Genomic DNA, 18,628 nt, shown 5'->3' on the forward strand with positions numbered 1-18,628 from the left:
CTCAGACGGATTGGGCGAGCGACTCGGCGAGACCGGCGTAGGTTGCCGGCGTCAGCGCGAGCAGGCGGTCCTTGGCATCCTGCGGCAGCGCCAGACCGGCGACGAATTCGCGCAACGCGGCCTGCGTGATGCCTTGTCCGCGCGTCAACGCCTTCAGCTGCTCGTACGGCTCGGGCAGGCCGTAGCGGCGCATCACGGTCTGCACGGCCTCGGCGAGCACTTCCCAACTGGCGTCGAGATCGGCGGCGAGCCGGTCCGGCGCGGCGGTCAGCTTGTCCAGGCCGCGCGCGAGCGCGTCGAGCGCGATCTGCGTGTGGCCGAAGGCGGTGCCGAGCGCGCGCAGCACGGTCGAGTCGGTCAGGTCGCGCTGCCAGCGGCTGATCGGCAGCTTGGCGCTGAAATGCTCGAACAACGCGTCGGCGAGGCCGAAGTTGCCTTCGGCGTTTTCGAAATCGATCGGATTGACCTTGTGCGGCATGGTCGAGGAGCCGACTTCGCCCGCCCTCAAGGTCTGGCGGAAATAGCCGAGCGAGATGTAGCCCCAGACGTCGCGCGCGAAGTCGATCAGGATCGTGTTGGCGCGGCGCACGGCATCGCCGAGCTCGGCGACGCAGTCGTGCGGCTCGATCTGGGTCGTGTACGGATTCCACACCAGGCCGAGGCTTTCGACGAAGCGGCGCGAGAACGCCGGCCAGTCGACTTCCGGATAGCTGACCACGTGCGCGTTGTAGTTGCCGACCGCGCCGTTGATCTTGCCGCTGATCTCGACCGCGGCGATCTGCCGGCGCTGGCGTTCCAGGCGCGCGACGACGTTGGCGAGCTCCTTGCCGAGCGTGGTCGGCGAGGCCGTCTGGCCGTGCGTGCGCGACAGCATCGGCAGCTTCGCGTGCGCGTGCGCCATCGTGCGCAGCTTGGCGATGACGGCGTCGAGCGCCGGCAGCAGCACGCCGTCGCGCGCGTCGCGCAGCATCAGCGCGTAGGCGAGGTTGTTGATGTCCTCGCTGGTGCAGGCGAAGTGGATGAATTCCTTCACCGCGCCGAGCTCGGGATGATCGGCGATCTTTTCCTTGATGAAGTACTCGACCGCCTTGACGTCGTGATTGGTGGTGCGTTCGATCGCCTTGATGCGCTCGCCGTCCTCCTCGCCGAAGCGCTCGGCGATCGCCAGCAGCGCGGCGCGCGCCGCGGCGGACAGCGCCGGCACCTCGGCGACGCGCGGCTCCTCGGCCAGCGCCAGCAGCCAATGCAGCTCGACCCGCACGCGCCGCTGCATCAGGCCGAATTCGCTGAAGATCGGTCGCAGCGCTGCGGTCTTGGCGGCGTAGCGGCCGTCCAGCGGCGACAGGGCGAGTAGGGCGGAGCTCATGCGGTTTCCTCGGAACGGTTCTCGTGGGGATGGACGACGATCGTCTTGGCGCGCGCGCCCTGCATCGTGTGCACGGTCAGGTCGAAGCCGTCGAAGGACAGCGTCTCGCCTTCGACCGGCAGGCGTTCGAGGCGGTGGATGATCAGGCCGCCGACCGAGTTCACGTCGGCCGGCGCGGCGATGTCGCGTTCGAGCAGGCGTTCCAGCTTGTAGATCGGCGTGCCGCCCGAAATGACGAACTCCTCCGTCGCCTCCTCGCCGGTGCCGCTGCGCGGCGCGGCGACGCCGCGCGCGTGTTCGTCCTCGATGTCGCCGACCAGCACCTCGAGGATGTCCTCGAGCGTGAAGAAGCCGGCGACGCGGCCGGATTCCTCGACGCCGAGGGCGAGATGCGTGTCGCCGGCGCGGAAGCGCTTGAGCACGTCGAGTACCGGCGTGTGCAGCGGCAGCAGGATCGGCGGACGCAGCAGCGACTTCATGTCGTCGACCGTGCCGTTCGCGGCCATCGCATGGAGCAGGTCCTTCATGTGCAGGATGCCGACGACGTGGTCGCCGTCGGCGTCGAACCACGGATAGCGGCTGTAGCGCGTGCGGTCGAACTCGGCCAGAACGTCGGCCCGGCTCATGCCTTCGCGCAAGGAAGCGAGCTGGTCGCGCGTGCGCAGCACGTCGCCGACCACCAGCTCGGGCAGGTCGAGCGCGTACTTCATCATCGAATATTCCTCGCCCGAGCGGCTTTCGCGCTGGGCGTCGACGATCAGCTTCAGCTCGTCGCGGGAATAGTGGTGCGCCTCGTCGTGCGCGACGGGTTCGACGCCGCCGCGGCTCAACATCCAGTTCGCGCTGGCGTTGAGCACCCAGATCGCCGGGTACATCATCCAGTAGAACGCGTACAGCGGCGCGGCGGTCCACAGCGACATCGCCTCCGGGCGGCGGATCGCCAGCGACTTCGGCGCCAGTTCGCCGAGCACGATGTGCAGGTAGGAAATCAGCGTGAACGCGATCACCAGCGCGGCGACCTTGGTCGTCTCCGGGGCGATGCCGAAGGAGACGAACAGCGGCTCCAGCAGGTGCGCGAAGGCCGGTTCGCCGATCCAGCCGAGGCCGAGGGACGCCAGCGTGATGCCGAGCTGGCAGGCGGACAGATAAGCGTCCAGATGGCTGTGCACGTTGACCAGGACGCGGCCGCGCCAGCCGTGGCTGTCGCCGATCGTGGCGGCCTGCGTGTGGCGAAGCTTGACCAGGGCGAACTCGGCGGCGACGAAGAAGCCGTTGAGCAGCACCAGGAGCAGCGCCGCGGCGACGTAGAGCAGGTTTTGCAGCATCGAGGGATGCGGGAGAGACGGCCGCACAGTCTAGCATCCGCGGCGATCCGGCTCCGGCGCGGTGCCTCCAGCCGCTATAATCGGCGTTCCTTTTCGCAGCAGGTGAAGCATGAGCGAGTACCGCATCGAGCGCGACAGCATGGGCGAACTGAAGGTGCCCGCGAAGGCGCTGTACGGCGCGCAGACGCAGCGCGCGGTCGACAATTTCCCGATTTCCGGGCTGACGATGCCGCGCGAGTTCATCCGCGCGCTCGGCTTGATCAAGTCCGCCGCGGCGCAGGCGAACGCCGACCTCGGCCACCTGAAGAAGGGCGCGGCGAAGGCGATCCGCAAGGCGGCCGAACGCGTCGCCGCCGGCGAATTCGACGCGCACTTCCCGATCGACGTGTTCCAGACCGGCTCGGGCACCTCCTCGAACATGAACGCCAACGAGGTCATCGCGCACGTCGCGACCGCGGCCGGCACCAAGGTGCATCCGAACGACGACGTCAACAACGGTCAGTCGTCCAACGACGTGATCCCGACCGCGATCCAGGTCAGCGCGACGCTGACCGCGAGCGAGAAGCTGCTGCCGGCGCTGACGCATCTGAAGAAGACGCTCGACCGCCGCGCGCGCGAGCTGAACAAGATCGCCAAGACCGGCCGCACGCATCTGATGGACGCGATGCCGGTGACCTTCGGCCAGGAAGTCGGCGCCTGGGCGGCGCAGATCCGTTCCTCGATCGAGCGCATCAACGACGCGCTCAAGCGCACGCGCAAGCTGCCGCTCGGCGGCACCGCGGTCGGTACCGGCATCAATGCCGATCCGAAGCTCGGCCCGTCGGTGGCGCGCGAGCTCGGCCGCATGACCGGCGTGAAGTTCGAATCCGCCGACAACTACTTCGAAGGCATCGGCGCGCAGGACGCCGCGGTGGAGCTGTCCGGCCAGCTGAAGACGCTCGCCGTCGCGCTGACCAAGATCGCCAACGACCTGCGCCTGATGAACTCCGGCCCGCTCGCCGGCCTCGGCGAGATCGAACTGCCGGCGCTGCAGCCGGGTTCCTCGATCATGCCGGGCAAGGTCAACCCGGTGATTCCGGAAGCGGTCGCGATGGTCGCGGCGCAGGTGATCGGCAACGACCTGACGATCACGATCGGCGGGCAGAGCGGCCTGTTCCAGCTCAACGTGCAGCTGCCGGTGATCGCCTACAACCTGCTGCAGTCGATCGAGATTCTCGCCAACGTGTCCGTCGCGCTCGCCGACAAGGCGATCGCCGGCTTCAAGGTGCGCCAGGACAAGATCAAGGAAGCGCTCGACAAGAACCCGATCCTGGTGACGGCGCTGAACTCGGTGATCGGCTACGACAAGGGCGCGGCGATCGCGAAGAAGGCGTACAAGGAAGGCCGCGCGATTCTCGACGTCGCGATCGAGGAGACCGGACTGCCGCGCAAGCAGCTGCAGGCGCTGCTCGATCCGGCCGCGCTGACCAAGGGCGGCATCCACGGCGGTTCGGCCGGCGGCTGATCGTCGAGCCCGGGCGGCGCCTTCGGGTGTCGCCCGCGGCGACGAGCCTCACGATCCAGAGGCATTGCGAGGTTGCGCGTCGCTTCCGGCGGTGCAGGGGTGGTGACGTCGCCGGCGGCGAGAGTCGTGCCGGCGATTCGAGCCTGGTTGCCCGGCCCGCCCTGACGCGGGCTTGTGCGCGAAGCGTGACGCTTCCGCACGACCGACGTGCCGAACGGCACATGCCGCCCCCGCACGGGGATTTCAGACTTTCACGGTTGCGCCGCGAAGCCGGGCGCCCAGTCCACAAATAAAGGAGTAGCAAAATGTCCAGGAAGCTGATCCTAGCGGCGGCTCTGTTCGCCGCCAGCGCGTCCGCGCAGCAGAGCGTCGACATCAGCGGCGCCGATTTCTCCGCCGGCAAGGGCGATGCGCGGCTCGCCGCGCTGGCCAAGCAGGCGGCGGCGGAAGGCAAGCGCGTCGTCGTCACCGCGCCGAAGGAGTGGCACAAGTCGATCGCCGCCAAGCTCGGCAAGGGCCAGGGCGAGGTGGTGATGCGCGAAGGTTTCTACGAAAGCGTGCTCGCGCGCGTCGAGGACAAGCCGGCCAAGCCGGAGCCCGCGAAGGCGCCGCCGCGTCCGGCGCCGGCCGTCGCGGCCGCTCCGGCCAAGGCGCCCGCGCCGGAACCGGCACCCGCTCCGGCGCCCAAGCCGGTCGAAGCCGCTCCGGTCGCGCCCGCTCCGGTGGCTGCGGCCCCGGCACCTGCGGCAGCTGCCCCGGCCCCGGCGCCGAAGGCCAGCGCCGCGAAACCGGCCCAGCCGCTGGTCGCGCTGCCGACGCCGCGCTCGACGGCGAGCCCGCCGGTGCCGAAATCCGCGCCCGACGTCGAAGCGATCCGCGAGCGCATGCGCCAGTCCTTGATCGAAGGCCGCCCCGCGCAAGGTTTGCTGGCGGTCGCCTCGCTGCAGTCCGGCGACATGATCTACGTCGACGGGCCGGTGCGCGGCGTCATCCGCCGCGAGGGTTTGAAGGCGGTGCTGTACTGGCTCGACGGCGACCTCGATCTGCGTCGCAGCGAGCTCAAGCCCGCGGCGACCGATCGCTACCAGGTCATGTCGGCGATCCGCGGCGAAGGCAGCCTGCGGCGCGAGTTCGACGCGTCGAAGACCGATGTGGTCGCCAGCGTCCCGGCCGACGGCGCCCCCGTGCGCCTCGCCCTGGAAAAGGCGTTCAACGACGGCCGCCGCATCACCGATCGCCTCGCCGCCGAACAGCTGCGCGCCGGCGACGTCGTCTACACCGGAACGGGTTCGGCGGTGGTCGTGCGGCGCGACGGCAAGGATCTCCTGCGCTACTGGCTCGACGGTTCCTTCGATACGCGCCAGTCGTCGGTGCAGGGCGACGGTCCGGGCAAGTACCGCATTCGCGGCAGCCTCGCCCGCTGAGCGGAGTCAACGCAGCGGCGCGCACGGCGGATGCGACTGCCGGCGCGCCTCGGCGCCGCGCCATTCCGGATGGTCGTAGGGCACGTAGTCGGCCCAGAACCAGGGCAGGCAGGTCGGGCCGAGCGTCGCCTGGAGCAGGTACGCGAACACGCCTTCGCCGTTCGAGCTGTTGCTGAGGATCAGCACGCAGTCGCGCTTTTCGTCGAGGCAGAAGGCGAGATTCCTGGTGCCGTCGTCGTGGCCGCCCTTGAACCAGGCGCGGCCCTGCGGCGAGTCGTAGGCGACGATGCCCAATCCGCTGCCTAAGTGGATCGGGTCGTTGTCGGTCGTCGTGTCTTCCGACAGGGTCGGGAACTGCTGCACCGAGCGGATCGCGATCTGCGTGCGCTTCATTTCCGCGCAGCTCTTCGCGCCGAGGCCTTCGCAGCGCGCGAGTCCGGCGAGGAAATTCGCGTAGTCGGCGATCGTGGTGTCCATCGAGCCGGCCGCGCGCACGCCGCCGCGCCGCTTGTGGCCGAGCGGCTTGCCGGCTTCGTCGTAGCCGATCGCGAGATTCGCCGCGAACGCGTCGCGCCAGACCATGCCGCTGCCGCGCATGCCGAAGCGGTCGAACACGCGCGCCTGGATCAGTTCGCCGGTGTCGACGTTCAAGCCGTTGTCGATCACGAACTGCATCAGGTTGATGCCCTCGCCCGAATAGGCGTAGCGGCTGCCGGGGGCGAATTCGATCGTCAGCTTGCCGTTCGGGTCGTAGGTTCCCTGCCGCGTGAAGTAGCGGAAATTCGGAAAGCCGGTCGTGTGGTCGAGCAGCATGCGCGGCGTGATCGTGCGCCAGCGCTCGTCGCCGGCGAGATCGGCGTATTTGGCGTAGTCCGGCAGCGGCTTGGGCAGGTAGTCGGCGATGCTGCGATCGAGGTCGATGCGGCCTTCGTCGACCAGGGTCATCACGACGTAGGCGAACAGCGTCTTGGTGATCGAGGCGGCGTACATCGTCGTCTCGGTGGTCAGCGGCAGGTCCTGCTCCAGGTCGCGCTTGCCGTAGGCGCGCAGGTGGACGATGCGGCCGTTCTCGATCACGGCGAGGGCGAGCCCGGGAATTCCGGCGGCGCTCATCCGCTGCTCGACTTCGTGATCGAGCGCCGCACCGCGCAGATGCGGCGAGGAGGGCGGAGTCGTGGCGCAGGCACTCAGCGCGAGCAGGCTCGCGAGGAAGGCGAAACGATGCATGCCGATCTCCAGCGCGGCAGCTGCCGCAAACGTCAGACCGAGGTTTCGACGCGGCGACCGCGCAGCCAGATCGCGCCGGCGAGCAGGGCGAGCCCGCCGATCACGCCGATCCACAGGTCGGCGGTGGTCAACAGGCCGTAGATGCGAGTCGGGTCCAGGCTGCCGACGACGTGGTCGTCGTTGAGGTTCAGCGAGATGCGCGTGGCACCGACCGCGACGCCGTTCGCGCCGAGCCAGCTGCCGGGGAAGATGCTGAACAGCAGGCGGCCGAGAATGGTGCCGAGGTTGAGGTCGCCGGTCAGGTGCACGCCGCCGATCTTGCCCAGCCACCAGTTCGCGGCGATCGCCACGATCGGCAGCAGCACGGCCCAGAGGAACGGCTTGCTGCGCGCGAAGGCGGACCAGAACAGCAGCCAGCCGACTGCGGGCAGCGCCCACAGCATCTGCGCAGGCAGCGCGGCGACGAAGCGCAGGAACATGCCGAGCGGATGCGAGGCCAGCACGGCCGGCATCGGATTCACGCCGTGCACGGCCGCCCACAGGGAAATCAGGACGAGGAAGACGAGATAGGCCAGCGTCGCCACGACCAGCATGATGACCGGCATCAGCAGCAGCGCCGCCAGCGCCTTCGAGACGACCGTGGCCGTATCCGATATCGGCAGCGATTTCCAGAACAGCACGCTGCGGTCGCGGCGGTCGTCGTAGAGCGCGCCGAGCAGATAGAAGAAGGTGACGAAGAACAGACCGATGCCGGCGATGCCGGTGATCGCCAGCTGCGCCATGTCCAGGCCGTTGGCCGCCTGCGCGATGTCCTCGGCGCTGATGCTGCCCCTCAGCTCGTCGAGCGAGAAGCCGATGTGCACCTGCGTCTTCGTGCTGAACATCTCGGCGCTGACGATCCCCATCGCGGTGATGATCAGGATCGCGGCGGTGATCCAGACCGGCGTCCACAGGAAACCTCCGCGGTGTTCCCAGTATTCGCGCTTCAGCAGCAGCGGCAGGTGGTTCATGCGTAGGTTCCTTTCATGGTCGCGACGAACAGGTCCGCCACGCTCGGCTTGTGCAGCTCGCCGAGTTCGGCGAGGCGCGAACGTTCGATGCCGTCGAACAGGAAGATCGACTTGCCGAAGATCTGCCGCTCGTTCAGCGGTTTCAGCGCGCGCGCGGCGTCGGCGCGGTCGGGATTGACCATCACTTCGGCATAGCGGTCGCCGACCTCGTCCATCGTCGCGGCGAGTGCGATCTTGCCGTCGCGGATGAAGATCAGGTCGGTGAGGATGTGTTCGATCTCCTCGACCTGGTGCGTGGTGACGATGATGGTCTTGTTCTCGTCGAAATAGTCCGACAGCAGGCTTTCGTAGAACGACTTGCGATAGAGGATGTCGAGGCCGAGCGTCGGCTCGTCGAGCACGAGCAGCTTGGCGTCGATCGCCATGACCAGGGCCAGGTGCAGCTGCACGATCATGCCCTTGGACAGTTCGCGCACGCGCATGCCGGGTGTGATCTTGGTGTGCGCGAGGAACGCCTGGCATTTCTCGTGCGAGAAGCGCGGGTGCACGCCGCCGACGAATTCGATCGCCTCGCGCACGCGCAGCCAGCGCGGCAGGACCGCGACGTCGGCGATGAAGCAGACCTGCTCCATCAGCTCGGTGCGCTGCTTGCGCGGATCGAAGCCGAGCACGGACAGCTCGCCGTCGAAATCGGTGAGGCCGAGGATCGCCTTCAGCGCGGTGGTCTTGCCGGCGCCGTTCGGGCCGATCAGGCCGATGATGCGGCCGGCTTCGATGTCGAAGTCGACCGCGTCGAGCGCCTTGGTCGTGCCGAAGCGCTTGGACAGGCCGCGCGCGCGTACGATCGGGCCGGAATCGTTCATCGCCGTCGCGTTCATTTCGACTCCTCGCGCCGGGCTTCTTCCAGGAGTTCTCCGAGATCCAGGCCGAGGCGGCTCAGCCGCGCGTGCAGCGCCGGCCACTCCTCGCGCAGGAAGCGCTCGCGCTCGGATTTCAGCAGCGCTTCGCGCGCACCGTCGGTCACGTACATGCCCAGCCCCCTTCGTTTCTCCACCAGGTTCTCGTCGACCAGTTCCTGATAGGCCTTCGAGACGGTGATCGGATTGATCTGGAAATCGCCGGCGACCTGGCGTACCGACGGCAGCGGGTCGCCTTGCTTGAGGACGCCGTCCAGGATCATCGCCACCACGCGATCGCGCAGCTGGCGATAGATCGGCGTCGAGTCGTTCCAGGCGATATTCATTCCCGTCATTCCTTGTTCGCGTGCTGCAGAGGCTTGCCGAAGGAATAGTAGGGCATGGCGAAACCGCCACCCGGGAGCAGGGCGCGCGAGGAACTGCGCACGCGCTCGGCGACCCGATCCAGGGCGTCGTCGCTGGCGGGAACCTCGAGGCCGGCGGCGACGCGCTCGGCGTGGCTCGGGCTGACGGTGATTTCGCCGAGCACCGGGATTTCCGCCTCCGGACGCACCACCACGGCGGGCAGCACGATCATCGTCTCGGGGGCCGTCGTCGGCGTCGCGGCGGCGACCGGATTCGACGAAGCACCGCCGAGGCCCGTGATGGCGACCACGGTCGCGCCGGTACCGAACAGCGCGGCGGCAAGAACGAGAAGTTGGATCAGTCGATTCGACATGGCGGCCTCCCACGAGGCGATTGATGAAGTAGTGTTGTAGTTAACTATAACACTAAAAATGAGCCTGTCAAGCAGGGTCGCGTTCCCGAGGTGAATTCCTGGCTGAACGGAATGGAGGTCACGCGGGAACCTTGGCGCCAGCGCATCCTCAAACCGCCGGTTCCATCGCAAGGCGGTGGTTTGCCAACGTCGAAGGCCGCGTCCACAATACGCGGCCCTCGATTGGCGGCCCGCCAGCCGCATGGCCGTGCCGCCGGACTTGCAGACCGGCACCACTTCGAATTTTTCCAGGAGCAAACATGACGCGTTTCGTGCAGAAGTCCCTCGTGGCCGCGCTGGTGGCCAGTCTCTCCGTCGGCCACGCGTTCGCCGCCGACCCGGCCCCGGCGAAGACCGAGGCGGCCAAGCCGGCTGTCGCGCTCGACAAGAACAAGATCAGCACCATGGTCGGCATGGACATCGGCCGCGGCCTGGTCTCGATCAAGGACGACATCGACATCAAGGTGGTCGAGCAGGCGTTGGAAGCGACGATGAAGGGCGAGAAGACCTCGCTGACCCAGGAGGAGGCGCTGCAGGTGCGCCAGGCCTTCATGCAGCAGATGCAGGCCAAGCGCGTCGCCGAGCAGAAGGTCGTCGCCGACAAGAACAAGAAGGAAGGCGTCGATTTCCTCGCCGCCAACAAGAGCAAGGCCGGCGTGAAGACGACCGCCTCGGGCCTGCAGTACATCGCCGAGAAGGAAGGCACCGGTCCGAAGCCGAAGGCCACCGACACGGTCAAGGTCAACTACCTCGGCACCAAGATCAACGGCGAGAAGTTCGACAGCTCCTACGATCGCGGCCAGCCGGCCACGTTCCCGCTGAACGGCGTGATCAAGGGCTGGAGCGAAGGCCTGCAGCTGATGCCGGTCGGTTCGAAGTACAAGCTGTTCGTGCCGGCGGATCTTGCCTACGGCGAGAACGCGCCGGGCCAGATCGGCCCGAACGCGACGCTGATTTTCGAAGTCGAGCTGCTGGACATCGAAAAGCCGGCCGAGAAGCCCGCCGCTGCCGCCAAGCCGGCCGCGAAGCCGGCGGCCAAGGCTGCTGAGAAGGCCGGCGAGAAGAAGTAAGCCGGTTGCCGTTGTCCGCAAAGGCGCGCCGCAAACCGGCGCGCCTTTGTTTTTTGTGTTGTTTCCAAAGTAGGGAATTGGCATGCGCGTGACGATCTTCGGAACCGGCTACGTCGGACTGGTCACCGGTACCTGTCTCGCCGAGGTCGGCAACGACGTGGTCTGCGTCGACATCGACGCGGACAAGATCGCGCGCCTGGAGCGCGGCGAGATTCCGATCTACGAGCCGGGCCTGGAAGCGCTCGTGCGCGCGAACCGCGCCAGCGGGCATCTGAAATTCACCACCGACGCGGCCGGTGCGATCGCGCACGCGCAGCTGATCTTCATCGCGGTCGGCACGCCGCCGGACGAGGACGGCAGCGCCGATCTCTCGCACGTGCTGGCGGTCGCCCGCACGATCGGACGTTCCCTGGATCGCTATGCCGTGGTCGTCAACAAATCGACGGTTCCGGTCGGCACGGCCGACTCGGTACGCGCGACGATCATCGCCGAGCTCGCCGCGCGCGGTAGCGAGGTCACCTTCGACGTCGTCTCCAATCCGGAATTCCTGAAGGAAGGCGACGCGGTGCAGGACTGCCTGCGTCCGGACCGCATCATCATCGGCGCCGACAACGCGCGCGCGGTCGAGATGCTCAAGGCGCTCTACGCGCCGTTCAACCGCAATCACGAGCGCATCGTGCTGATGGACGTGCGTTCGGCCGAGCTGACCAAGTACGCCGCCAACGCGATGCTGGCGACCAAGATCAGCTTCATGAACGAGATCGCCAACATCGCCGAGCAGGTCGGTGCCGACGTCGAGCTGGTGCGTCGCGGCATCGGCTCGGATCCGCGCATCGGCTATCACTTCATCTATCCCGGCGCCGGCTACGGCGGCTCGTGCTTCCCGAAGGACGTCAAGGCGCTCGAATACACCGCGCGCCAGTACGGTCACGAGCCGAGCCTGCTCAGCGCCGTCGAAGCGGTCAACGCGGCGCAGAAGCGCAAGTTGTTCACGCTGATCGAGCGGCATTTCGGCGCGGATCTGGCGGGTCGCACGATCGCGGTCTGGGGCCTGGCGTTCAAGCCGAACACCGACGACATGCGCGAGGCGCCGAGCCGGACCCTGCTCGAACAGCTGTGGCAGGCCGGTGCCAAGGTGCGCGCCTACGATCCGGAGGCCAGCGCCGAGACCGCGCGCCTCTACGGCGAACGCGACGACCTGGTCCTGTGCGGCCAGTACGCCGCGCTCGAGGGCGCCGATGCGCTGGTGATCGTGACCGAGTGGAAGGCGTTCCGCAGTCCGGATTTCGAGCGCATCTGCAGCCAGCTCAAGCATCCGGTGGTGTTCGACGGACGCAACATCTTCGAGCCGAAGACGGTCGAGGCGGCCGGGCTCGCCTACTACGGCATCGGCCGCGGCCGCAGCGTGATCGGGAAAAAAGCCTAGCGAGTTTCGCAGCTCCGCTCGACGAATAGCGGAGCGCCGCACAGTCCTGTCACCGCAGATCGGTACGATGCCTTCCGCAGGGGCTCGGGGCGTGTCATGGCAGCGCAGATTTCGGGGATTCCGTCCGCGACGCGGCGGGAGTTTCTTGAGCGGATGAGTGGAGCCGAAGCGGGCGGGCCTTCGCCGGCCGGTTTCTCCTCGACGGTTTCGCCGCCGCCGTTCGCGGCCTACGTGCTCGGTCGGCTCGGCTTCGGACCGCGCCGCGGTTCGCTCTACAGCATCGAACATTTCAATTCGCTCGGCGCGAGCGACGCCGACCGCCTGGTCGCCTTCGTCGACGAGCAGCTCGCTCCGACCCGCGACGGCGCCGGCAACGTCACCGATGCCGACGTCGACCAGCGCCTCGCGCACCCGGACTACGTCACGCTCGGCAAGAACTTCGACCAGCTCTGGGCCGACTACGAGGTCAACGGCAACCCGTCCGGCGGTCCCTACGTGCGCGACCTGCCGATCCGCGAAGGCGAGCGCGCCGTGTTCGTGCGCGCGTTCTATTCGCGCTGGCAGCTCATCGAGCAACTGGCCGACTTCTGGCACGACCATTTCAGCATCTACGGTTTCGACCGCTACGCCGCGCCGACCTGGACGCACTGGGATCGCGACGTGATCCGCAAGCATTCGCTCGGCAATTTCCGCGCGATGCTGCAGAAGACGTTCGAGTCGCCGGCGATGCTGTACTTCCTCGACAACTACATCAATCGCGCGCCGAGCTTCAACGAGAACTACGCGCGCGAGATCCTCGAGCTGCACACGCTCGGCGCGATGAACTACTTGGGTCCGGAGCTGCAGCAGAGCGAGGTGCCGTCGATTCCGGCGGGCGAGGACGGCGCCGGCATGCCGGTCGGCTACGTCGACGCCGACGTCTACGAGCTGGCGCGCGCGCTGACCGGCTGGAGCTTCGGCAACGGCAGCAACGGCACGACCAACGACGGCGTGCAGACCTTCATCGGCGCCTGGCACGACATCGGCCAGAAGACCGTGCTCGGCCTGTTCCAGCCGGCGAACACGCCGCCGAACTCCGAGATCGCGGCGTTCCTCGACCGCATCGCGACGCATCCGGGCACCGGCCGCCACATTGCGACCAAGCTGGCGCAGCGCTTCCTCGGCGAAGATCCGCCGCAGGCCGTGATCGACCACGCCGCGCACGTGTTCTTCGTCGCGCGCAACGACGCCGACCAGCTGAAGCAGGTCGTGCGCGCGGTTCTGCTGTACGGCAGCGAAGTCGGCGATCCGCCGGTCTCCGGCTGCTTCGGCGACGTCGCGAACTTCGGCAACAAGGTCAAGCGGCCGTTCGACACGGTGGTTTCCGCGCTGCGCGCGGTGAGCGTCGACTTCACCGTGCGCCGCAACGTCGGCAACGGTTCGCCGAGCAGCGACGCGTTCATGGACCGCTTCCGCCGCACCGGCCATCGACCGTTCGACTGGCGTCCGCCGAACGGCTTTCCGGACGCGTCGGACTACTGGATGGGCAGCACCGCCTTCGTGCAGGCCTGGCGCACGATCGACTGGACGCTCGACGAAGGCACCGGAAACGGCCAGACGCCGCTGGCACCCGTGCTGGCGACGACGCTGGCTGAACTGGGCAGCGATCCCGCCCAGCACACGCCGAATGCGCTGGCGAATTTCTGGCTCGCGCGCTGCTTCGGCTGGGTGCCCGATCCCATCGCCGGCTGGGTCGGAACCGCGCTGCACGCGCAGGTGCGCGACTTCATGTGCCGCAACACCGACGGCCTCAACATGTGGCCGGCCGACGCCGCGATCGGCACCGGCACGCCCGGCAATACGCAGGGCATCGGCACCAACAGCGCGCCGAACTACTGGTACAACCGGCTGCGCGGCATGGTCGGCTGCATTCTGTTCAGTCCACAAGCGATGTCGCGTTGAGCGAGGGCGTCATGGGCAATCTCACGCGGCGCAGTTTTCTCAAAGGTTCCACCCTGTGCCTGACGGCGCTCGGCGGCATGCGGCTCGGTTTGCGCAGCGGGCCGGCGCGCGCGGAGTGGACCGGCAACCGCTTTCTCGTCTTCGTGTTCCTGCGCGGCGGCATGGACGGCCTCAATCTTGTGCCGCCGATCAGCGGCCCGGACCGGGCGCCGTACGAGTCCAAGCGGCCGACGATCAACATCCGCACCAGCGGTCCGACCGCGGCGCTGCCGCTGTCGGGAAATTTCGGCCTGCACTTCGCCGCCGGCGGTCTGCATCAGCTGTATCAGCAGGGCAGGCTGGCGATCGTGCACGGCGTCGGCTTTCCGCTGGAGTTCATTTCGCGCAGTCACTTCGATGCGCAGGACTACGTCGACCTCGGCACGCCGGGCCATGCGCGCGGCAGCAGCGGCTGGCTCGCGCGCCATCTCGAATCGGCAGGACAGGTCCCCGTCGGCGCGAGGATTCCGGCGCTCGCCTCGGGCTCGGCGCCGCCGGACAGTCTGCTCGGCCGGCGCGACACGATGACGCTGGACGATGCGTCCAGCTTCCATCCGAACGCGAACAGCGGCACCCAGGTCGACGGCCAACCGCTGTACAAGCGCTCGACGATGATGACGCTGGCACAGATGTACGCCGGCAGCGGTGCGCTCGACCTCGCCGGCAGCGGGGCGGTGAACACGGTCGAATTGATCGATTCGCTGAATCTCTCCAGCTACACGCCGTCGCCGGGGGCGAACTACCCGACCTCCGGCGTCGCCGCCGGACTCGCCAACCAGGCCAAGCTGATCGCGAACATCGCCAAGCGCGATCTCGGGCTGCAAGTCGCCACACTCGACTACGGCGGCTGGGACACGCACGAGAACCAGGGCGCCGGCGATCAGGCCAATCTCAACGCCAATCAGTACGCGGCGCGCGTCGACGGCTTGTCGCAGGTGCTGTCCGCGTTGTATGCGGACCTCGCCGGCAGCCAGATGGCCGGGCGCATGGTCGTCGTCGTGCAGAGCGAATTCGGCCGTCGCGTGCGCGAGAACGCCAATCGCGGCACCGATCACGGCAGCGGCAACCCGATGCTGGTGCTCGGCGGGCGCGTGCAGGGCGGCCGCCTGTTCGGCACCTTCGGCGGCCTGCAGGACGGTCAGCTGTTCCAGAACGAGGACGTCGCGACCACCACCGACTCGCGTCGCGTGCTCAGCGAGATCGTGGCCGACCACCTCGGCAACGCCGATCTCGCCAGCGTGTTTCCGGGTTACGCCTATCCGGGTCCGCTGGGCCTGATGCCGGGCGATCCGATTTTCGCGAACGGGTTCGATTGAGCGGGCCGGCGCAACCGCGCCGGCCGGGCTTTTCCGCTACCATCCCCGTTTTGCGGTCGAACGTCCGAAGCGCGGGAGCGATGGAAAAAAAGCGTGCATTGATCACCGGCGTCACCGGCCAGGACGGCGCCTATCTGGCCGAACTGCTGCTGGCGAAAGGCTACGAGGTGCACGGCTTGAAGCGGCGTGCGTCCTCGTTCAACACCGAGCGCATCGATCATCTCTACCACGAGCTCGACGAGACGAGCCCCGGCGTGCATCTGCACTACGGCGACTTGACCGATTCGCTCAGCCTGCTGCGCGTGCTGCAGCAGGTGAAACCCGATGAGATCTACAACCTCGCTGCGCAGAGTCACGTCGCGGTGTCGTTCGAGGAGCCGGAATTCACCGCCAACGTGGACGGTCTCGGCGCCGTGCGCCTGCTGGAGGCGATGCGCAGCCTCGGCCTCGGCGATCGTTGCCGCTACTACCAGGCCTCGACCTCGGAACTGTACGGCATGGTGCGCGAGATGCCGCAGCGCGAGTCGACGCCGTTCCATCCGCGCTCGCCGTACGGCGTGGCCAAGCTGTATGCGTACTGGATCACCGTGAACTACCGCGAGGCGTACGGTCTGTACGGCTGCAACGGCATCCTGTTCAACCACGAGTCGCCGATCCGCGGCGAGACCTTCGTCACGCGCAAGATCACGCGCGGCCTCGCGCGCGTCGCGCAGGGGCTGCAGCACTGCCTGTATCTGGGCAATCTCGACGCGCGACGCGATTGGGGCCACGCACGGGATTTCGTCGAGGCGCAGTGGCTGATCCTGCAGCAGGACCAGCCGGCCGACTACGTGATCGCGACCGGCATCCAGCATTCGGTGCGGGAATTCGTCATCCTGGCCGCACGCGAGATGGGCATCGGGCTCGAGTTCCAGGGCGCCGGCGCCGACGAACACGCGGTGGTGGCCAGCGTGAGCACGCCCGGTGCGAAGATACAGCCCGGCAGCGTAATCCTGCGCATCCATCCGCAGTACTACCGACCGGCCGAGGTCGACACCTTGCTCGGCGACGCGAGTTTCGCGCGCGAACGGCTCGGCTGGTCGCCGAAGACCAGCTTCGCCGAACTCGTGCGAGAAATGGCCGCTGCCGACCTCGCGCTGGCGCAGCGCGAGGCGCAGGGCGCGATCGGCGCGCGCCACGGCCGCCATCTGATCGAACGCCTGCCGGGGCGCGACGCATGACCATCACGCTCGAAGACCGTCTGACCGAACTCGAAGTGCGGCTCGCCTTCGTCGACGACACGATGAACGTGCTCAACGACACGGTTTCCGCGCACGAGCAGCAGTTGCTGGAAATGCGACTGGCGATGGATCGCCTGCGCAGCGAGCTGGTGGCGATGCGCGGGTCGCTGACGTCGGATGCGCGAGACGAGCCGCCTCCGCCGCATTACTAGTGCGATCGTCCATGATCGCTGCTCTTGTGGAGAGAGAGGTGTCGTGTCGATCGGTAGGACGGGGCGTTCAACGCGGCCATCCGTGGCCGCACTCTTCATCAAAGCCGACGGCGGGGATTGGGGCCGATGGCGGGCGTGAGGGGGCGGGCTTTTCCGTTCGCGCGGCTCGTGTAAGCTCTTCGTCGTCGAAATGACGTGTGTTTCGTGGTGGGTGTCCGAGTCATGTCCGAATCCTTGCGCGATCAGCTGTTGAAAGCGGGCTTCGTCGCGAAGCCGCAGAGCAAGCCGCAACCTCAGAAAAGGCCGCAGCAGGCGCAGCGGCCGCAACAACGGCCGCAACAACAACAGCGCGGGCAGCAACAGCAGCGCCCGCCGCGGCGCGAGAGCGGCGAGATCGACCTCGCCAAGGCGTATGCGCTGCGCGACAGGAACGATCGCGACGAGCGCGAGCGCGCACAGCGCGAAGCGGAGCAGCGCGCGAGGGAGAAGAAGGAGCGCAAGCAGAAACTCGCTGCGCTGCTGAACGGCAAGGGGCTCAACCAGGCGACCGCGGAGATTCCGCGGCATTTCCCGCACGCGAACAAGATCCGGCGCATCTACGTGACCGCCGAGCAGTTGCCGCGATTGAACGGCGGCGAGCTGGCGGTCACGCAATTCGCCGGGCGCTATCTGCTGGTGACACGCGAAATCGGGCTTGCCGCGCAGACGATCGATCCCGAAGCGCTGGTTCTGCTGTGCGACTCGCAGGCGATCGACGACGACGGCGTGCCGGCCGATCTGGTCTGGTAGGCGCAAGCGCACTCGGATTTTCTTTCCGGGGTCGCGACGGCGAGCGAAGGAGGGGAATGCGCCGCTGCGGTTGGATGATTGCCGCCTGCGCAATGCCGCTGCTCGCGGTCGCCGCGCCGCTGCCGCGCTTCCCGCCCGGCGCGGTCTGGAACCAGGACGTCAGCCGGGCGCCGCTGGCGCCGAATTCGGCATCGATGGTGGCTGCCCTGCAAGGCCTCGGCGGCTGGGGCAATGGCGATCTTTTCCAGATCGACTTTTCGATGTACGTGCTGCATGCGCAGCCCGGCGCACCGACGTTGCCGGTGGCCGGCGAAGGCAGCGGGCCGGATTGCGATTCGGGTTTCGCGTTTCCGTTGCCGCCCGGCGGCGCGCTCGAGGGCGAATCGGGCTATCAGTGCGCGTCCGGCGGCGACTGCCACCTGCTCGTCGTGCAGGGAACGACCTTGTACGAGTCCTACGCCACCGACGTGACCCCGACCGCGATCGATACCGAATGCGCGCTGCGCTGGGATCTGACCAAACGCTACCCGCGCAACGGCCGCGGCGAACAATGCACCAGCGCCGACGCAGCAGGCTTTCCGATCGCGCCGCTGCTGTTCAATGCCGACGAGGTCGCCGCCGCGATGGCGGTCGAGGGCGACATCGGCCACGCGATCCGCTTCATCCTGCCCAATGCGCGCATCGCCGACGATCGTTACGTGCATCCGGCCACGCACGGCACGCGGGTGACCAGCGGTCCGCAGACGAGCGTGCCGTATGGCGTACGCATGCGCCTGCGCGCCGATTTCGACACGAGCGGCTACAACGCCGCCGCCAAGGTTCTGCTGCGAACCATGCAGCGCTATGGCATCGTGCTCGCAGACGGCGGCAACATCGCGCTGACGGGCGAGAGCGATCGCTACACGACGGCGAAATGGGCCGCGCTCGGCATCGACGAGCAGGTCTTCGTCGACGGCACTCCGGCGCCGCGCGTGACCGATTTCGAGGTCGTCGAAACCGGTCCGCGCCACGTCGTCACCTACGACTGCGTGCGCAATCCCGAGGATTTTCTCTTCATCGACGGGTACGACTACTGAGTCGCTCCT

17 protein-coding genes are annotated in these 18,628 nt (G+C 67.6%); 10 read left to right on the forward strand and 7 right to left on the reverse strand.

All coding sequences use genetic code 11. The features are described 5' to 3' along the window. Position 1: 1 nt before the first annotated feature. Together purB and J7520_RS05865 are read right to left on the reverse strand one after the other, a co-directional pair. Positions 2-1,366, reverse strand: coding sequence for an adenylosuccinate lyase (gene purB / locus J7520_RS05860; RefSeq protein WP_291185265.1), 1,365 nt, complete (start codon positions 1,364-1,366; stop codon positions 2-4). Further along, the gene (locus tag J7520_RS05865; RefSeq protein ID WP_291185266.1) at positions 1,363-2,691 is read right to left on the reverse strand and encodes a hemolysin family protein; all 1,329 of its coding nucleotides are present in this window, start codon (positions 2,689-2,691) and stop codon (positions 1,363-1,365) included. Before J7520_RS05865 ends, purB begins: the two co-directional genes overlap by 4 nt. A 109-nt stretch (positions 2,692-2,800) precedes the next feature. Between J7520_RS05865 and J7520_RS05870 the strand changes: the two genes are divergently transcribed. Both J7520_RS05870 and J7520_RS05875 read left to right on the forward strand, forming a co-directional pair. Continuing rightward, complete coding sequence (locus tag J7520_RS05870; protein ID WP_291185268.1) at positions 2,801-4,195, forward strand: class II fumarate hydratase; 1,395 nt, start codon at positions 2,801-2,803, stop codon at positions 4,193-4,195. A gap of 305 nt (positions 4,196-4,500) precedes the next feature. Continuing rightward, positions 4,501-5,619, forward strand: coding sequence for a hypothetical protein (locus tag J7520_RS05875; protein WP_291185270.1), 1,119 nt, complete (start codon positions 4,501-4,503; stop codon positions 5,617-5,619). A 6-nt stretch (positions 5,620-5,625) separates the two neighbouring features. Here J7520_RS05875 and J7520_RS05880 read toward each other — a convergent pair whose 3' ends face one another. Genes J7520_RS05880 through J7520_RS05900 form a run of 5 tightly spaced genes read right to left on the reverse strand, consistent with a single transcriptional unit; the run spans position 5,626 to position 9,491 of the window. Beyond that, positions 5,626-6,846, reverse strand: coding sequence for a serine hydrolase domain-containing protein (locus tag J7520_RS05880; protein WP_291185273.1), 1,221 nt, complete (start codon positions 6,844-6,846; stop codon positions 5,626-5,628). A 32-nt stretch (positions 6,847-6,878) separates the two neighbouring features. Then, the gene (locus J7520_RS05885) at positions 6,879-7,856 is read right to left on the reverse strand and encodes a hypothetical protein (protein WP_291185276.1); all 978 of its coding nucleotides are present in this window, start codon (positions 7,854-7,856) and stop codon (positions 6,879-6,881) included. Continuing rightward, the gene (locus tag J7520_RS05890) at positions 7,853-8,734 is read right to left on the reverse strand and encodes an ABC transporter ATP-binding protein (RefSeq protein ID WP_291185278.1); all 882 of its coding nucleotides are present in this window, start codon (positions 8,732-8,734) and stop codon (positions 7,853-7,855) included. Before J7520_RS05890 ends, J7520_RS05885 begins: the two co-directional genes overlap by 4 nt. Next, entirely contained in the window at positions 8,731-9,099 is a 369-nt protein-coding gene (locus J7520_RS05895) for a GntR family transcriptional regulator (protein WP_291185281.1), read from the reverse strand. Before J7520_RS05895 ends, J7520_RS05890 begins: the two co-directional genes overlap by 4 nt. A 5-nt stretch (positions 9,100-9,104) precedes the next feature. Beyond that, positions 9,105-9,491: a hypothetical protein gene (locus tag J7520_RS05900; RefSeq protein ID WP_291185284.1), complete on the reverse strand. Its 387-nt coding sequence runs from the start codon at positions 9,489-9,491 to the stop codon at positions 9,105-9,107. Positions 9,492-9,790: 299 nt separating this feature from the next. On the opposite strand from J7520_RS05900, the gene J7520_RS05905 reads away from it, so the two are divergent. The 8 genes from J7520_RS05905 (at position 9,791) to J7520_RS05940 (ending at position 18,619) form a co-directional block, all read left to right on the forward strand. After that, positions 9,791-10,600, forward strand: a complete 810-nt coding sequence (locus J7520_RS05905; protein ID WP_291185286.1) for an FKBP-type peptidyl-prolyl cis-trans isomerase — start codon at positions 9,791-9,793, stop codon at positions 10,598-10,600. An 82-nt stretch (positions 10,601-10,682) separates the two neighbouring features. Further along, entirely contained in the window at positions 10,683-12,026 is a 1,344-nt protein-coding gene (locus tag J7520_RS05910; protein ID WP_291185288.1) for a UDP-glucose/GDP-mannose dehydrogenase family protein, read from the forward strand. A 153-nt stretch (positions 12,027-12,179) separates the two neighbouring features. Continuing rightward, positions 12,180-13,967 (forward strand): DUF1800 domain-containing protein, encoded by a 1,788-nt coding sequence (locus tag J7520_RS05915; protein WP_291185290.1) that lies wholly within the window; start codon positions 12,180-12,182, stop codon positions 13,965-13,967. A gap of 11 nt (positions 13,968-13,978) precedes the next feature. After that, positions 13,979-15,322, forward strand: a complete 1,344-nt coding sequence (locus tag J7520_RS05920; RefSeq protein ID WP_291185294.1) for a DUF1501 domain-containing protein — start codon at positions 13,979-13,981, stop codon at positions 15,320-15,322. Between the two features lie 80 nt (positions 15,323-15,402). Next, complete coding sequence (gmd, locus tag J7520_RS05925; RefSeq protein ID WP_291185297.1) at positions 15,403-16,542, forward strand: GDP-mannose 4,6-dehydratase; 1,140 nt, start codon at positions 15,403-15,405, stop codon at positions 16,540-16,542. Further along, positions 16,539-16,754, forward strand: a complete 216-nt coding sequence (locus J7520_RS05930) for a SlyX family protein (RefSeq protein ID WP_291185301.1) — start codon at positions 16,539-16,541, stop codon at positions 16,752-16,754. The genes gmd and J7520_RS05930 overlap by 4 nt, the downstream gene beginning before the upstream one ends. A 222-nt stretch (positions 16,755-16,976) precedes the next feature. Beyond that, positions 16,977-17,543 (forward strand): DUF2058 family protein, encoded by a 567-nt coding sequence (locus J7520_RS05935; RefSeq protein ID WP_291185304.1) that lies wholly within the window; start codon positions 16,977-16,979, stop codon positions 17,541-17,543. A gap of 56 nt (positions 17,544-17,599) precedes the next feature. After that, positions 17,600-18,619, forward strand: a complete 1,020-nt coding sequence (locus J7520_RS05940; protein WP_291185306.1) for a hypothetical protein — start codon at positions 17,600-17,602, stop codon at positions 18,617-18,619. Positions 18,620-18,628 lie beyond the last annotated feature (9 nt).

Source organism: Dokdonella sp., assembly GCF_017744955.1.
Lineage (GTDB): Bacteria > Pseudomonadota > Gammaproteobacteria > Xanthomonadales > Rhodanobacteraceae > Dokdonella_A.

Bases quoted from the DNA above. Each gene is read 5' to 3' on its own strand.
- J7520_RS05905 (WP_291185286.1), top strand. From the start codon at position 9,791: ATGACGCGTTTCGTGCAGAAGTCCCTCGTGGCCGCGCTGGTGGCCAGT.
- J7520_RS05880 (WP_291185273.1), bottom strand. From the start codon at position 6,846: ATGCATCGTTTCGCCTTCCTCGCGAGCCTGCTCGCGCTGAGTGCCTGC.
- J7520_RS05915 (WP_291185290.1), top strand. From the start codon at position 12,180: ATGAGTGGAGCCGAAGCGGGCGGGCCTTCGCCGGCCGGTTTCTCCTCG.
- J7520_RS05930 (WP_291185301.1), top strand. From the start codon at position 16,539: ATGACCATCACGCTCGAAGACCGTCTGACCGAACTCGAAGTGCGGCTC.
- J7520_RS05885 (WP_291185276.1), bottom strand. From the start codon at position 7,856: ATGAACCACCTGCCGCTGCTGCTGAAGCGCGAATACTGGGAACACCGC.
- J7520_RS05900 (WP_291185284.1), bottom strand. From the start codon at position 9,491: ATGTCGAATCGACTGATCCAACTTCTCGTTCTTGCCGCCGCGCTGTTC.
- J7520_RS05890 (WP_291185278.1), bottom strand. From the start codon at position 8,734: ATGAACGCGACGGCGATGAACGATTCCGGCCCGATCGTACGCGCGCGC.
- gmd (WP_291185297.1), top strand. From the start codon at position 15,403: ATGGAAAAAAAGCGTGCATTGATCACCGGCGTCACCGGCCAGGACGGC.
- J7520_RS05910 (WP_291185288.1), top strand. From the start codon at position 10,683: ATGCGCGTGACGATCTTCGGAACCGGCTACGTCGGACTGGTCACCGGT.
- J7520_RS05940 (WP_291185306.1), top strand. From the start codon at position 17,600: ATGCGCCGCTGCGGTTGGATGATTGCCGCCTGCGCAATGCCGCTGCTC.
- J7520_RS05875 (WP_291185270.1), top strand. From the start codon at position 4,501: ATGTCCAGGAAGCTGATCCTAGCGGCGGCTCTGTTCGCCGCCAGCGCG.
- J7520_RS05870 (WP_291185268.1), top strand. From the start codon at position 2,801: ATGAGCGAGTACCGCATCGAGCGCGACAGCATGGGCGAACTGAAGGTG.
- J7520_RS05920 (WP_291185294.1), top strand. From the start codon at position 13,979: ATGGGCAATCTCACGCGGCGCAGTTTTCTCAAAGGTTCCACCCTGTGC.
- J7520_RS05935 (WP_291185304.1), top strand. From the start codon at position 16,977: ATGTCCGAATCCTTGCGCGATCAGCTGTTGAAAGCGGGCTTCGTCGCG.
- J7520_RS05895 (WP_291185281.1), bottom strand. From the start codon at position 9,099: ATGAATATCGCCTGGAACGACTCGACGCCGATCTATCGCCAGCTGCGC.
- J7520_RS05865 (WP_291185266.1), bottom strand. From the start codon at position 2,691: ATGCTGCAAAACCTGCTCTACGTCGCCGCGGCGCTGCTCCTGGTGCTG.
- purB (WP_291185265.1), bottom strand. From the start codon at position 1,366: ATGAGCTCCGCCCTACTCGCCCTGTCGCCGCTGGACGGCCGCTACGCC.